Below are 15,414 nucleotides of genomic sequence, written 5' to 3' on the forward strand. Positions count from 1 at the left end.
AAAGTTCCTTTCAAGCTAAAGTTAAAGCAAAAGGGTAATTAATTACATACCAATTACGAGGAGTTATTTGAATGACAAAAGAAAAGTTATTGCTATTAGATGGAAATAGCTTAGCATACCGTGCATTTTTTGCATTACCTTTACTTACGAACGAAGGTGGAATCCATACAAATGCTGTATATGGTTTTACCACAATGTTACAAAAGATTTTAGAAGAAGAAAAACCAACGAAAATGCTTGTTGCATTTGACGCAGGAAAAACAACATTCCGTCATGAATCTTTTCAAGAATATAAGGGTGGCAGACAAAAGACACCACCTGAACTTTCTGAGCAGTTTCCTTACCTACGCAAATTAATTGATGCCTATCAAATTAAACGCTACGAACTCGAAATGTATGAAGCTGATGATATTATTGGTACTTTAGCAAAAAGTGCGGAGAAAGAAGATTTTGATGTCGTCATTGTTTCGGGAGATAAGGATTTAACGCAGCTGGCATCTAATCGTATTAACGTTTACATCACACGTAAAGGGATGACAGACATAGAACACTATACACCGAGTCATATCGAAGAAAAATATGGATTAACACCAAATCAAATTATCGATATGAAAGGTTTAATGGGGGATACATCTGATAATATCCCGGGAGTTCCTGGGGTTGGAGAAAAAACAGCCATAAAACTTTTAAAAGAGTATGGAACTGTTGAGAATTTATATGACCAAATTGAAGGCATGAAAGCTTCTAAAATGAAAGAGAAATTGGTAGCGAACGAAGAGCAAGCGAAATTAAGCAAACAGCTTGCTACAATTAATACGGATGCACCAATTACTATTACATTAAATGATTTAGCCTACCCAGGACCAAATGAAGAAGAAGTACTTAATGTATGGCAAGAACTTTCATTTAAATCGTTAATTGAAAAAAGTGAGTTCCAAAGTCAAGTACATGAAACAAAAGAGATCTCTTTTTCAATTATTGATGAAGTTTCAACAGATTTATTAAAGGACCAAATGGCTGTTCATGTAGAGCTTGAAAATGATCATTATCATACATGTAAAGTTTTGGGGATTGGTTTATCTAATGGTGAGAGCAATTTGTTTGTTCCTTTTGATGTTGCAGCCAAAAGTGAACCATTACGACTGTGGCTAGAAGATGCAACAAAAGAGAAATACTTATCTGACAGTAAAGTAGCACAAGCTGCTATACAACGTTATGGTATTTTTATAGAGGGTGTTTCCTTTGACCTGTTACTATCTTCTTATATTGTAAATCCTGCAATTTCTGGAGAGGATGTTGCGGTCCTTGCCAATGAATTTGGTTATCGTGATGTTCAATCTAATGAAGTTATTTATGGCAAAGGGGCAAAATGGGCAGTTCCATCGATAGAGGTCCTTGCAGAACATGTTGCAAGAAAAGCTCTTGCTGTGTGGACACTTAAACCGACATTAGAAGATAAACTTAGTGAAAATGAACAATATAACTTATATAAAGAACTAGAATTGCCGTTAGCTTCTATATTAGGAAAAATGGAAAGTGAAGGTATACGTGTAAATATTAGTACTCTAGAAAAAATGGGACAAGAACTTACAGAAAAGCTAGTCGTAATCGAAAAGGAAATTTACGAATTAGCTGGGGAAAAATTCAATATTAATTCGCCTAAACAATTAGGTGTTATTTTATTTGAAAAACTTGAATTACCAGTTATTAAGAAAACAAAGACTGGATATTCCACAGCTGCAGATGTACTTGAAAAGTTAGAATCAGAGCATGATATTGTAAAACATATTTTGTTATACCGACAATTAGCAAAATTAAACTCAACGTATATCGAAGGGTTAACAAAGGAAGTTCATCCAGAGGATAGTAAGGTGCATACAACTTTCCAACAAGCACTTACTTCAACAGGACGACTAAGTTCAACAAATCCAAACTTGCAAAATATTCCAATCAGATTGGAAGAAGGACGAAAAATACGTCAAGCATTTGTACCATCTCATCAGGGGTGGGTATTATTCTCTGCCGATTATTCACAAATTGAACTTAGAGTATTAGCTCATATGTCGAATGATGAAAATTTAGTTGATGCATTTAAACAAGGAATGGATATTCATACTCGTACAGCCATGGATGTATTTCACGTTCCAGCAGATGAAGTAACATCAGATATGCGTCGTGCCGCAAAAGCTGTAAACTTTGGGATTGTTTATGGAATTAGTGACTATGGATTATCTCAAAACTTAAATATTACACGAAAAGAAGCGGGTCAATTTATTGATAAGTACCTACAAAGCTTCCCAGGCGTAAAGGAATATATGGATACAATTGTCCAAGACGCAAAATTAAAAGGGTTTGTTACAACTATCCTTAATCGACGTCGTTATTTGCCTGATATTTCAAGCTCGAATTTTAATTTACGTAGTTTTGCTGAACGAACTGCAATGAATACACCAATTCAAGGTAGTGCGGCTGATATTATTAAAAAAGCAATGATTGATATGGATGCACGATTGAAAAAAGAAGGATTAAAATCGAAGCTACTTCTTCAAGTACATGATGAATTAATTTTAGAAGCACCTAAAGAAGAGATTGAAATTTTAGAACGCATAGTACCAGAAGTAATGGAGAATGCCATTGAGTTAGCAGTTCCTTTAAAGGTAGATTTCTCTTATGGTGACACTTGGTACGAAGCGAAGTAAGGGAGTGATCACGTGCCTGAATTACCAGAGGTTGAAGGAGTCGTTCGGGCGCTCGCTCCAACGATTGAAGGGAAGACAATTGATCGGGTTGAATTTTCAAATACAATCTATCAATCCTTTGCTGAAGGAAAGCAATGCATAGTAAAAAATATAGAACCCCAAACTTTTGAACAAGTAATGAGTGGCATGAAAATCAAAAAAGTAATTCGCAGGGCTAAATATATTTATTTTGAGGTTGAAAAAGGTGGACAATCCTATTTATTTGTTAATCATTTAGGAATGACGGGTGCATGGTTCGTTGTACAACATCTAAATGAAATAACAGAGGGGAAATTTCGAAAACATATACATGCTATATTCTATTTAACATCAGGAGAATTACTTGTATTTTCGGACATACGTCGATTTGGTGAGATGCGATTCATTTCTAGTATTGAAGATCACCCACCATTACTTCAAATGGCACCTGAACCGTTTGATGAAAGTGCTTGCGAACACTTCTTAAAAAAATGTGAGCTACCGAAATATCTAAATAAGCCAATAAAAGAAGTAATCATGGATGGTCATGTTATTTCTGGATGCGGCAATATTTATGCAACGGAAGCATTATTTAAAATGGGGATTCACCCAGGCAGAAAAACTAGTCGTATTAGTAAAGAAAGAAAAGTTCAGCTCTTTGAAACCATTCGTACAATCTTATTAGAAAGTATAGAAATGGGAGGGTCAACTATTTCGGATTATCGAAATATCAATGGCGAGGCTGGAGGAATGCAACATCGTTTAAAAATGTATGGAAAAAAGATCTGTCCTAATTGTAGTTCGAATACGAAATCTATGACAATTGCAGGGCGAACGTCCGTTTATTGCCCAAAGTGTCAACATTAAGGTGTGTTTAATAAATGATTATTGGATTAACTGGAAGTATTGCAAGTGGAAAAAGTACAGTGGCTAATATGTTAAAAGCATATGGCTTACCAATTGTAGACGCAGATTTAGTTGCGCGGGAGGTTGTTGAACCCGGAACTCCTGTCTTAAAAAAAATTGCTGAAGTCTTTGGACAAGATATTCTAACCGATGACGGTCATTTAAATCGTGGGAGATTAGGATCCCTTATTTTTCATGATGAAACGAAAAGAAAGATGTTAAATGATATTATTCATCCTGCTATACGCCAAGAAATGCTACGTAGACGTGATGAATATATTGCAAATGGAGAAAAAACTGTGATTATGGATATCCCGCTGTTATTTGAGAGCAAACTTCAACACTTTGTAGAAAAAATCTTAGTTGTTTCAGTTACTGAGGAAATTCAATTAAAAAGATTAATGGATCGTAATCAATTAAGTAAAGAAGAGGCAGTTGCTCGAATTAGTACTCAATTGCCTATATCTATAAAAGAACAAGGTGCAGACGCTGTAGTTAATAACAATTCCACTTTTGAGGAAACCAAAAAGCAATTAGAAACGATTTTAAAAAATTGGAATGTTTTATAGTACAGAGGAAAATTTTCTAATCTATGATTGAAATGAAGGTCGTTATACTAATGTGTAACGGCTTTTTATTTTTTAAACACTAATGTTAGGTCGGATATATCTTGAATCGATGTTGTTTTCAGAAAATAATAACTTTTTATTTACCTTAATATTATGTTCACCTTTTTCGATAATGTGCTATACTAATTGGGAGAAAAGTAATCATAATTAATTCGTTATAAACGGGAGGATATTTTATAATGACAGTTTCTATTGCTATTAATGGATTTGGCCGAATCGGTCGTATGGTTTTCCGACAAGCAATCGTACAAGATAATCTAGATGTTGTGGCAATTAATGCAAGTTACCCTGCTGAAACGTTAGCACATTTAATTAAGTATGACACAAATCACGGTATATTCGATGGTACTGTTGTTGTAGAAAAAGACGCACTAATTGTTAATGGTAAGCGAGTACAACTTATTAGTGAACGTGATCCATTACAATTACCATGGAAACAATTAGGTGTTGATTTAGTAATTGAAGCGACAGGTAAATTTAACGAACGTGATAAAGCTGCAATGCATATTGAAGCGGGTGCTAAAAAAGTAATTTTAACTGCACCTGGTAAAAACGAAGATATTACAATTGTTATGGGTGTTAATGATGAGCTACTTGATATTAGTAAACATGATGTTATTTCCAATGCATCATGTACAACAAACTGCTTAGCTCCTGTAGCAAAAGTCTTAAATGATACATTTGGTATTGAAAGTGGATTAATGACAACTGTTCATGCTTATACAAATGACCAAAAAAATATTGATAATCCACATAAAGATTTACGCCGTGCACGCGCATGTGCTCAATCAATTATACCTACTTCAACAGGTGCTGCAAAGGCATTATCTTTAGTGTTACCTGAGTTAAAAGGTAAATTACACGGTATGGCATTACGTGTACCAACACCTAATGTTTCATTAGTTGACCTAGTGGTAGATTTAGAAAAAGATGTTACTGTGGAAGAAGTAAATGGTGCATTCAAAGCAGCAGCAGAAGGCCCACTTAAAGGAATCTTAAACTTTACAACTGAACCATTAGTTTCAACTGATTATAATACAACAACTTATTCTTCAACGGTAGATGGACCTTTAACGATGGTAATTGGTTCTAGAAAAGTTAAAGTACTTGCTTGGTATGATAATGAATGGGGTTACTCAGCACGTGTCGTTGACTTAATGCAAAAAGTTGTGAAAGAATTAGAAAAAGTAGTGGTATAAGATAGTTTTAACAATTTTAGTTAAATCGTAATTAATATTCTTAAAAAGGTAGAGGATTCTCTGCCTTTTTTCTTTTATATTCGCTAAATTATAATAAATATATTAAAATGAACTTCTACATAAACCATAGAGTTGTTTCTATGGGAAATAAATTTGTTATAATGAAATAAAAAGATTGAATCAGGTGAATTTTATGAGATGTCCAGCTTGTCAATTCAACGGTACACGTGTAATTGATTCAAGACCAGTTGATGATAATAAAGAAATTCGGAGAAGGCGTGAATGTGAATCTTGTGGTTTTCGATTTACAACCTTTGAAAAAATTGAAGAAACTCCTTTAATTGTTGTTAAAAAAGGAGGTTCACGCGAAGAATTTAGTCGAGAAAAAGTATTGCGCGGACTAATTCGAGCTTGTGAAAAGAGGCCAGTACCGCTAGAAACGTTAAATGAAATGGTCATGTCAATCGAAAAAGATTTAAGACGTTTAGGCAATGCGGAAGTTCATTCTGAGGAAGTTGGCGAAATGGTGATGGACAGGCTCGCACAAATCGACGAAGTGGCATATGTTCGATTTGCTTCTGTATATAGACAGTTTAAAGATATAAGTGTATTTATCTCTGAACTAAAAGAATTACTTCAACGTCAGTCAGATGAGAGAAAATAAAAATTAGGAGGGATAAAATGGTTCATTTGTATAAAGAAGTACAACCACTGGATCATTTTGAAATCCAACTCCCTCATTCATTATCGACCAATGAACGACAATTAATTACGCTATTTTACCAACCTTTAACGGGGCCGGAACCAATTAGTTTATTTTTAACATTGTGGGCGGAGGGTGAAGACTCTACAAATACATTGTTTACACATTACCATTTAATGAATGTGTTAGACATGTCAATCGGAAAAGTGTTTGAAGCGCGTATTGCTCTCGAGGCCATTGGATTACTTCGTACTTGGCGAAAAGATCAAGAAAATGGTCGAAGTTTTATTTATGAATTGGTTAGGCCATTAGATGCAACTTCTTTCTTTGATGATCCTTTATTATCGATGTTTTTATTTAGTAAAATTGGCGAGCAAGCATATCGGAAGTTAAGAAAACGATTTATTAAACCGGATCATAAACAAGCATACCAAGAGGTTTCCCGCACCTTTATTGATGTTTATAAACCAGTGCATACAAATGTTCCACAAGATCTTTTGGGACATGAAGGGAATAAATCTATAAAAAATTACCCGTTTTATTATGCTTCTTTTGATTTCAACTTATTAATGTCAGGTTTGTCCGAACAACTTATACCTTCTAGTTCAATAACTGTTGAAATAAAAGAAAGTATTGCAAAGCTTGCGTTTTTATATCAACTAACACCTTTAGATATGCAAAAGGTAGTCATATTAGCGCTTGATGATCAAATGAATATATCTCGTGAACGTCTAAGAAAAGCAGCAGCCGATTTTTATAAATTGACTGTTTCAAAAGACGCACCAAAATTGGAGAAAACATTTAATCAGCCTAGAGAGCTACAGCAAGAGCAACAGTCTCAAACTCTTACGAAAGAGCAAGAACTTCTTCAATATTTAGAAAAGACACCACCAATTCAAGTCTTAAGGGATATTAATAATGGGAAAGAACCGCTAACTTCATCGGTTGAATTAGCAGATGATTTAATCCTTAAGCACGGGATGCCAGTCGGTGTCGTGAATGTACTACTTGAGTATGTCATGCTTACCACAGATATGAAGTTGCCAAGAAAGTATGTTGAAAGAATTGCAGATCATTGGATTCGTAAAAACTTAAAAACAGCAAAAGAAGCAATGGAACTTGCACGTACTGAGCGCGATCAATACGTTCAATGGAAAAATGAAAACGACAATAAACAGCAACCCAACTCGGCTGTCTATAAAAAGTCGAATCGTAAAAATACAAGAAGAGAAGAACAAGTTCCAGAATGGTTCTATAAGCGAAATGAACCAAAAACTGAAGAAGAACAACAGTCGGAAAACTCCGCTATTGATTTTGAACAAGAGCGCCAAAAAATATTGCAAAAATTAGGCGTAGAAGATGGGCAGGTGAAATAAAATCGAACCAATTAATAAAGCATTACAAAGAACAATACAAGTACCATCATTTCAACAACGCTATAATGCTATTCGTCAAGAAATTTTAGAAAATGAGCAAGTACAAAAATTCTTAGCGGCCAATGACAAAGTTGTTAATAAAGAAATGGTTGATCGAAGTTTGCCTAGGTTGCATGAATATATCAGTCAATCTACGTCTTGCTGTAAATGTGGTACAACAGAACAATGTACAAATTATTTAAAAGGATTTGTTCCTAAACTTGTGATTTCTCATAATTTAATTGATGTGGAATATGAGCGTTGTGAGCAAAAAATGATTGAAGATGAGCGTCGAATCGTTGAGGATATGATTTCAAGCATGCATATGCCAAAGGATGTTCTTCAAGCAACGTTAAAAGACTTACAGATTGACAATAGATCACGAATCGATATTGCGAATAAAGCGGCTGATTTTATAGCACAATATAAAAGTACAGGTGAATTACCTTCAAAAGGCTTTTATTTATATGGTGAATTTGGTGTTGGTAAATCATTTGTATTAGGCGCAATAGCAAATGAATTAGCAACCTTAAAAGTTAGATCTGTAGTGGTCTTTGTCCCAGAGTTTTTCCGTGAAATGAAAAATTCAATCCAAGATCAATCATTACAAGAGAAAGTGGATTATGTGAAAAAAGCGCCAGTTCTCATGTTAGATGATATTGGTGCTGAAACAATATCAAGCTGGACGCGCGATGAAATTCTCGGTACAATTTTACATTATCGTATGAGTGAGCAATTACCTACGTTTATTACATCGAATTTTGACTATACTGGATTAGAGCATCATTTAGCACAATCATCGCGCGGTGATGTTGAAGTAGTAAAAGCAGCCCGAATTATGGAACGTATTAAAGCAATTACGATTCCAATTCAAATGGGTGGGTCAAACCGTAGACGATAGTAATCGAATTTTGGAGATTGCAGTTGCATTTCCGTGAATTCGAGCGTATACTTTCAATGTAAATATTTATCTATATACTTGCTTTGAAGAGGACAACAAGTTTGTGATACGACTTGAAGAGAGGGAGGCCTTGGCTGAAAGCTTCCTAGTACGATCGCAACCTTTACTACCTTGGAGCATTGATGGGGATAATCCATCAACGTTGAATCGGTACGTTAACCGACCTAGAGCTTCGTCCTGAGTGTATACTCGGAAGGAAGAAGGGTGGAACCACGAGCATACGCGTCGTCCCTTTTATTAGGGATGGCGCTTTTTTGTTTATGGCAAGATTCCAATAATTAATATGGGTAATTGTTCTTGTTATGCGTGGCATCTAACAAAGGTTTTGTAATTTATTTTAATTAACCAATAAAGGAGATACTAACATGTCAGAAGTAATCAAATTAACTTTCCCAGATGGTGCTATAAAGGAATTTGAGCGCGGTACATCAACAGCAGATATTGCTGGATCTATTAGCCCGGGTCTTAAAAAGCAAGCTCTTGCTGGTAAGTTAAATGGAACACTAATTGATTTAAAAACACCAATCGAAGAAGATGGCGCAATCGAAATTATTACACCAAAATCAGAGGAAGCTCTTGAAATTTTACGTCACTCTACTGCTCATTTAACAGCTCAAGCTGTAAAACGTTTATTCCCAGATGTAAAGTTAGGAATTGGTCCAGTAATTGAAGGGGGTTTCTACTACGATATCGATTCACCAACTCCTATTTCAGCAGAGGATCTTCCGAAAATTGAAAAAGAAATGAAAAAAATTATTTCTGAAAATATAGAGATTGATCGCAAAAATGTTACTCGTGATGAAGCGCAAAAAATTTACGAGGAAATCGGTGATGAATATAAATTAGAATTACTTGAAGCAATTCCAGCTGATGAACAAGTATCGATTTATTATCAAGGTGATTTCTTTGATTTATGCCGCGGTATTCACGTACCTTCAACAGGTAAATTAAAAGAGTTTAAATTATTATCATTAGCTGGTGCTTACTGGCGTGGTAACTCAGATAATAAAATGCTTCAACGTATTTACGGTACTGCATTCTTCAATAAAGAAGATTTAAAACATCATCTTCAAATGCTTGAAGAAGCAAAAGAACGTGATCACCGCAAAATTGGTAAAGAATTAGAATTATTTACTTTGTCTCAAACTGTAGGTCAAGGTTTACCTCTTTGGTTACCAAATGGTGCGACAATCCGCCGTACAATTGAACGCTATATCGTCGATAAAGAAGTGCGCCTTGGTTACAAACATGTTTATACACCGGTATTAGGTTCAAAAACTTTATATGAAACGTCTGGTCACTGGGATCACTATCAAGAAGATATGTTCCCTCCAATGGAAATGGATAACGAAACATTGGTATTACGTCCAATGAACTGTCCACATCATATGGAGGTTTATAAATCATCTATGCATTCTTACCGCCACTTACCAATTCGTATTGGTGAATTAGGAACAATGCATCGTTATGAAAGTTCAGGTGGACTTTCAGGTTTACAACGTGTACGTGGAATGACTTTAAATGATGCACACATTTTCGTACGTCCAGACCAAATTAAAGAAGAATTCAAACGTGTTGTTGAATTGATTTTAGACGTTTATAAAGATTTTGATTTAAATGACTATAAATTCCGCCTATCTTACCGTGATCCACAAGATAAAGAAAAGTATTTTGATGATGACGCAATGTGGGAAAAAGCGCAAAGTATGTTAAAAGAAGCAATGGATGACTTAGGATTAGACTATTTTGAAGCTGAAGGCGAAGCTGCATTCTATGGTCCAAAACTAGATGTTCAAGTAAAAACTGCAATCGGTAAAGAAGAAACATTATCAACAGTTCAACTTGACTTCTTATTACCAGAACGGTTCGATTTAACATATATCGGAGAAGACGGTAAACACCATCGCCCAGTTGTAATTCACCGTGGTGTTGTTTCTACAATGGAGCGCTTTGTAGCCTTCTTAATTGAAGAGTACAAAGGTGCCTTCCCAACATGGTTAGCACCAGTGCAAGTAGAAGTAATTCCAGTTTCGAATGAAGTACACTATGACTATGCACGTAATGTTGTTGAAAAATTACAAGCAGAAGGCGTACGTGTTGAGATGGATGACCGAGAAGAAAAGCTTGGTTATAAAATCCGTGAAGCTCAAATGAAAAAAATTCCGTATATGCTTGTTCTAGGGGATAAAGAAGTAGAAGGAAATGAAGTGAACGTACGTCGTTACGGTTCGAAAGACTCTGAAACAATTTCACTTGATGAATTCGTAGCTAACATTAAAACTGAAATTACAAAATAATTTACCAAACGCATCGACATTAGTCGGTGCGTTTTTTATGTATATGTCCCCACTTACAAATTAGGGTATAATTGGTAAGTGGGGTGAAGATCATGAGAAAAACAATTTTTGGAGTTGTACTTAGTTTTAGTCTGTTATTTAATAACTCTACAGCAGATGCAAGTGTTCATTATAAAGATGTAAAACCATCAGATAATTTTTACCCAGCAGTGGAAAATATGATTGAACAAGGTGCCATTAGTAGCACTTTGCCTTATTTTCATCCATATGAAAAAGTAACACGTGGACAAGCATCTAAAATGATAGCTGTAGCAGCAGGTTTGGATTATAAAAATGTAGATGACTTTGCTAATTTTAGGGATGTTCCTAGCACGCATCAATTTTATCCATATATTGATGTGATGTTTCGTGAATTGATTATAGGTGGCTATAATTACTATGAATTTGGGGTAAATGAATATTTAACGAGAGGTCAGATGGCAAGAATCTTAGTGAATGCATTTAAAGTACCTTTGTTGTCAATTAGTGCGCATTCCAATCCTTTGCAGTTTAAAGATATTTATTATAATTATAAAAATGTAGCTGAAGTTTATAAACAACACGGAATAGAAATCATGACGTTAAAACAGTTCAATCTTCTATCTGGATTATCAGAGACAGAGTATGGAATCAACAAACCTGTAACTCGTGCACAACTTGTACTTCTGATTAATCAGTTACAAGAACAAAAAGATAATTATACGAATTTACGCAGACTAACGTTTAGAGAGTATTTTAATAATTGGAGAAATGCAGAGTTTACTATTGAAGATCAGTCCATAGTGAAAATTGTATCCTATACAAGTGATCAAATTAAAAGAGAATACGCATATAATTATCCACCAATTCCGAATCAAGCATTATTAAAACCATTAAAAGAAGGTACAACAAGAATAATCTCGACGAATGGTGAGGAAATAAATGTAACTGTATATGAACAAGATGATGTATTAAGAACATCTTTTGAAAAAATAACGGAATAAAATTGACACTTTATCAAAATTAGTACTTTATTTTTATTGTATGAATTGGTATAATAAATCTCGTCGATAAATTAGTTTGAATAAGAAAAATATTTATTTGACATTCAATTACCTAGATGATAATATTGATTAGGTTATGAATACAAGTTTGTGGTTGAAGTAGAGGCTGCCCGCTTCTCACCTGCTATAACGCTAACGCTGTTAACAGGTATTTACACGTTGAATTGATTATACGCTAAACTATGCGTATGTATATACAGCGGGCGGACATCTTCTAAAAATGTCCGTCCTTTTTTTATGGACATACATAGGAAGTGTACCGTTCAACCGGGCAACTTGCCCAAACCATGTATTCGCGACACAATCTCGGAGGTGGATTAGTATTAGCAAAGACATGTATGTAAACGAAGGCATTCGCGCACGTGAATTACGTTTAATCGATCATAATGGTGATCAACTAGGAGTAAAAACGCGTAACGAAGCGTTAGATATTGCCGCTCGTGCAAACTTGGATCTTGTCCTAGTGGCTCCTCAAGCCAAGCCGCCAGTCGCACGTATCATGGACTATGGTAAATTTAAGTTCGAACAGCAAAAGAAAGATCGTGAAGTTCGTAAAAATCAAAAGATCATCAATATTAAAGAAGTTCGTTTAAGTCCGACAATTGATGAACATGATTTCCAAACAAAATTACGTAATGCAGTTAAATTCCTTGAAAAAGGCGATAAAGTAAAATGCTCATTGCGTTTTAAAGGTCGTGCCATTACGCATAAAGAAATTGGTCAACGTGTTTTAGATCGTTTTGCTGAAGCTTGTGCCGAAGTAGCTACGGTAGAACAGAAGCCGAAGATGGAAGGCCGAAGCATGTTCTTAGTTCTACAACCGAAGAACGAGAAAAAGTAATATTGACGAATAGTTTAGGAGGAAATTCGATATGCCAAAAATGAAAACTCACCGTGGCGCTGCGAAGCGTTTCAAAAAAACGGGCAAAGGAAAATTAAAATTTGACCGTGCTTATGGTAGCCACTTATTCGCTAACAAATCAACAAAACAAAAACGTCACCTACGTAAAGGTAAAGTAATGACTTCTGGTGACTTCAAACGTATCAGATCTCTATTAACTTACATGAAATAATTCATTTTATGTAATACATTGTTCGTGATTTATATTAAACATTCGGAAGAATTAGCAGGAGGTAATTAGTATGCCACGCGTAAAAGGCGGAACAGTAACGCGCAAGCGTCGTAAAAAAGTTTTAAAATTAGCAAAAGGTTATTTTGGTTCAAAACATACATTATATAAAGTAGCTAACCAAGCTGTAATGAAATCAGGTCAATATGCATATCGTGACCGTCGTCAAAAGAAACGTGATTTCCGTAAATTATGGATCACTCGTATTAACGCAGCAGCTCGTATTAACGGTCTTTCTTACAGCCGTTTAATGCACGGTTTAAAAGTAGCTGGTATCGAAGTTAACCGTAAAATGTTAGCTGACCTAGCTGTAAACGATGCTCAAGCATTCGCTCAATTAGCTGATTCAGCTAAAAAAGCGGTAGCGAAATAAAAAAATTGCGGCCTTAGCCGCAATTTTTTTATTTCTGCACCGAAAGCTTGCGACAGGTGCAAAATATATTATTAAAATTGCGGCCCATAAGCCGCAATTTTTTTATTTCTGCACCGAAAGCAAAGCGACAGGTGCAAAATATATTATTAAAATTGCGGCCCATAAGCCGCAATTTTTTTATTTCTGCACCGAAAGGGAAGCGACAGGTGCAAAATAGATTGTATTAAAATTGCGGCCTTAGCCGCAATTTTTTTATTTCTGCACCGAAAGCAAAGCGACAGGTGCAAAATAGATTGTATTAAGCTTGCGGTCCACAAGCCGCAATTTTTTTATTTCTGCACCGAAAGCAAAGCGACAGGTGCAAAATATTAACAAGCGTGGTTTATTCAGTGTAAAAGACAAAATCCTTTAGGGTTTTGTCCTTTTTTATGGACACGAATGTAGGATTTTAAGTATTCCTGTATAATAGAAAATTGGAGGTGGTCAAGGTGGGAAATGCATTATTAGCATACATAGTTGTTATGTCAATTGTATTACTCATTATGATGAGGATTGATAAGACGCGGGCAAAAAAGCATGAATGGCGTATTTCTGAAAGAACTTTATTTACCATTGCCATTTTAGGTGGTGCAACGGGTGGAGTATTAGGGATGTATTTATTCCGTCATAAAACGAAACATAATTCATTTGCCTTTGGTTTTCCATTAATTACGGCAATTCAATTATTTTTATTAGTACGTGTATATGAACTTTAATCATTCCTGTATTAAATGTGGAATCAAAATTTGGCGAACGACAGTAGTAGTAAGATTGTTAAATGAAAATAAATTTATGTAAGGTAAATACAACGTGCTCTAAATAATGAAGAAATTATCATTCTAGACTGTGGATATAAATATTGGAACAAATATATAAAATAAGTGGATTGTCAAACATGCATACTTTGTGCAGTGAAAGACAATCCTTATTTTTGTGTCGCAAAAAAACAGTGAGTGCTTTTCAATTTTCTTTCATCAATTGTTCAATAGGATTTTTCCAATTAATTTTTGCCTTTGGATAATTCATTAAAATTTCCTTTTCTAAGTATAAGAAGTCCTCTTTTGTTAATCCTTGAAGACTCATTGCATCGTGTACCCAAACAAAAATGGAAACGACTTCAAATGCATCATCGGTTGTACCTAGATATTTCTCACCTTCAAAGAGGGCACCTTTATAAGAAATAAAAAAGTTCTTTCTCACGTTTTTTACATCATCATAAAAATAGTATTGACCTTTTTCGTAAGCATCATCTAATTTTCGTTTTGGGTCTGTTAAATAACGCACTATTTTATAGAATATATATATAATCAGCGCGATTATTAATATGCGAAGTAGAAGAAGAGCCAATTAAAGTTCCCCCTTGTAAATAGGTTGTAATTTCCTTTACGATTATAGGGGTAAATAAGTTTCATTTTTTTGAAGAAATTGAGGGATATTTTATGGAATTAAAGCAATTGTTTGAGATGCAGCGAGAATTAGATTCGTTTATTGAAAAGAATCAAAATATTAAACATGATGTATTTGTGGAAAAAGGGCTAGCGTTAATGATTGAACTAGCAGAACTTGCCAATGAAACACGCTGTTTTAAGTTTTGGAGTACGAAAGGTCCATCCGAAAGAGAAATAATCTTAGAAGAATTTGTTGACTCGATTCACTTTTTACTTTCATTAGGTAATGAAAAAGGATATTCATTTGAACGATGGCCAGAAACACAAATGAAAGAAGATTTAACAAAATGGTTTCTACGTACACAAGATGTCATTTTAACTTTCATTCATAATCCTACAGAAGATGGTTACGGTGCCATTTGGCAGTGTTATGGCGTATTAGCATACAACTTAGGGTTTACTTTAGAAGATATTATAAATGCATATCTTGAAAAAAATGAAAAAAATTATGAACGTCAAAGAACTGGATATTAAGGGCAATTAATTCTAAATCAGCAATAGTAGCGCTATAATAA

At 34.8% G+C, this 15,414-nt stretch carries 15 protein-coding genes; 14 read left to right on the forward strand and 1 reads right to left on the reverse strand.

Features of this window, described 5'->3' with window-relative positions:
- The first annotated feature begins 71 nt into the window (after positions 1-71).
- The 13 genes from polA (at position 72) to JOD29_RS00595 (ending at position 14,167) form a co-directional block, all read left to right on the forward strand.
- Positions 72-2,699, forward strand: coding sequence for a DNA polymerase I (gene polA / locus JOD29_RS00535; protein WP_124762441.1), 2,628 nt, complete (start codon positions 72-74; stop codon positions 2,697-2,699).
- Between the two features lie 12 nt (positions 2,700-2,711).
- Positions 2,712-3,584, forward strand: coding sequence for a bifunctional DNA-formamidopyrimidine glycosylase/DNA-(apurinic or apyrimidinic site) lyase (mutM, locus tag JOD29_RS00540; protein WP_124762439.1), 873 nt, complete (start codon positions 2,712-2,714; stop codon positions 3,582-3,584).
- A 14-nt stretch (positions 3,585-3,598) separates the two neighbouring features.
- Complete coding sequence (gene coaE, locus JOD29_RS00545; protein ID WP_124762437.1) at positions 3,599-4,192, forward strand: dephospho-CoA kinase; 594 nt, start codon at positions 3,599-3,601, stop codon at positions 4,190-4,192.
- A gap of 239 nt (positions 4,193-4,431) precedes the next feature.
- Positions 4,432-5,451, forward strand: coding sequence for a glyceraldehyde-3-phosphate dehydrogenase (locus JOD29_RS00550; RefSeq protein WP_124762435.1), 1,020 nt, complete (start codon positions 4,432-4,434; stop codon positions 5,449-5,451).
- A 193-nt stretch (positions 5,452-5,644) separates the two neighbouring features.
- Positions 5,645-6,115 carry a transcriptional regulator NrdR gene (gene nrdR, locus JOD29_RS00555; RefSeq protein ID WP_124762433.1) on the forward strand — a complete coding sequence of 157 codons (471 nt, stop codon included), beginning with the start codon at positions 5,645-5,647 and terminating at the stop codon, positions 6,113-6,115.
- A 17-nt stretch (positions 6,116-6,132) separates the two neighbouring features.
- The gene (locus tag JOD29_RS00560; RefSeq protein WP_124762431.1) at positions 6,133-7,530 is read left to right on the forward strand and encodes a replication initiation and membrane attachment family protein; all 1,398 of its coding nucleotides are present in this window, start codon (positions 6,133-6,135) and stop codon (positions 7,528-7,530) included.
- A 1-nt stretch (position 7,531) separates the two neighbouring features.
- The gene (gene dnaI, locus JOD29_RS00565) at positions 7,532-8,470 is read left to right on the forward strand and encodes a primosomal protein DnaI (RefSeq protein WP_124762429.1); all 939 of its coding nucleotides are present in this window, start codon (positions 7,532-7,534) and stop codon (positions 8,468-8,470) included.
- Positions 8,471-8,895: 425 nt separating this feature from the next.
- Positions 8,896-10,827, forward strand: a complete 1,932-nt coding sequence (gene thrS / locus JOD29_RS00570) for a threonine--tRNA ligase (protein WP_124762427.1) — start codon at positions 8,896-8,898, stop codon at positions 10,825-10,827.
- 92 nt (positions 10,828-10,919) lie between these two features.
- Positions 10,920-11,849 carry an S-layer homology domain-containing protein gene (locus tag JOD29_RS00575; protein WP_124762425.1) on the forward strand — a complete coding sequence of 310 codons (930 nt, stop codon included), beginning with the start codon at positions 10,920-10,922 and terminating at the stop codon, positions 11,847-11,849.
- A 394-nt stretch (positions 11,850-12,243) separates the two neighbouring features.
- Positions 12,244-12,750: a translation initiation factor IF-3 gene (gene infC, locus JOD29_RS00580; RefSeq protein ID WP_124762423.1), complete on the forward strand. Its 507-nt coding sequence runs from the start codon at positions 12,244-12,246 to the stop codon at positions 12,748-12,750.
- A 31-nt stretch (positions 12,751-12,781) separates the two neighbouring features.
- Positions 12,782-12,982, forward strand: a complete 201-nt coding sequence (rpmI, locus tag JOD29_RS00585; RefSeq protein ID WP_106780348.1) for a 50S ribosomal protein L35 — start codon at positions 12,782-12,784, stop codon at positions 12,980-12,982.
- Between the two features lie 70 nt (positions 12,983-13,052).
- On the forward strand, positions 13,053-13,412 hold the full coding sequence (rplT, locus tag JOD29_RS00590; RefSeq protein WP_124762421.1) for a 50S ribosomal protein L20: 360 nt from the start codon (positions 13,053-13,055) through the stop codon (positions 13,410-13,412).
- Positions 13,413-13,900: 488 nt separating this feature from the next.
- Positions 13,901-14,167: a DUF1294 domain-containing protein gene (locus JOD29_RS00595; RefSeq protein ID WP_124762419.1), complete on the forward strand. Its 267-nt coding sequence runs from the start codon at positions 13,901-13,903 to the stop codon at positions 14,165-14,167.
- Positions 14,168-14,411: 244 nt separating this feature from the next.
- Here JOD29_RS00595 and JOD29_RS00600 read toward each other — a convergent pair whose 3' ends face one another.
- Positions 14,412-14,798, reverse strand: coding sequence for a sigma-w pathway protein ysdB (locus JOD29_RS00600; protein ID WP_124762417.1), 387 nt, complete (start codon positions 14,796-14,798; stop codon positions 14,412-14,414).
- A gap of 92 nt (positions 14,799-14,890) precedes the next feature.
- Here JOD29_RS00600 and JOD29_RS00605 point away from each other — a divergent pair, with 92 nt between their 5' ends.
- Positions 14,891-15,373 (forward strand): dUTP diphosphatase, encoded by a 483-nt coding sequence (locus JOD29_RS00605; protein ID WP_124762415.1) that lies wholly within the window; start codon positions 14,891-14,893, stop codon positions 15,371-15,373.
- The last annotated feature ends 41 nt before the right edge of the window (positions 15,374-15,414 follow it).

It is taken from the genome of Lysinibacillus composti, from assembly GCF_016908465.1.
In the GTDB taxonomy this organism is placed as follows: Bacteria; Bacillota; Bacilli; order Bacillales_A; family Planococcaceae; genus Ureibacillus; species Ureibacillus composti_A.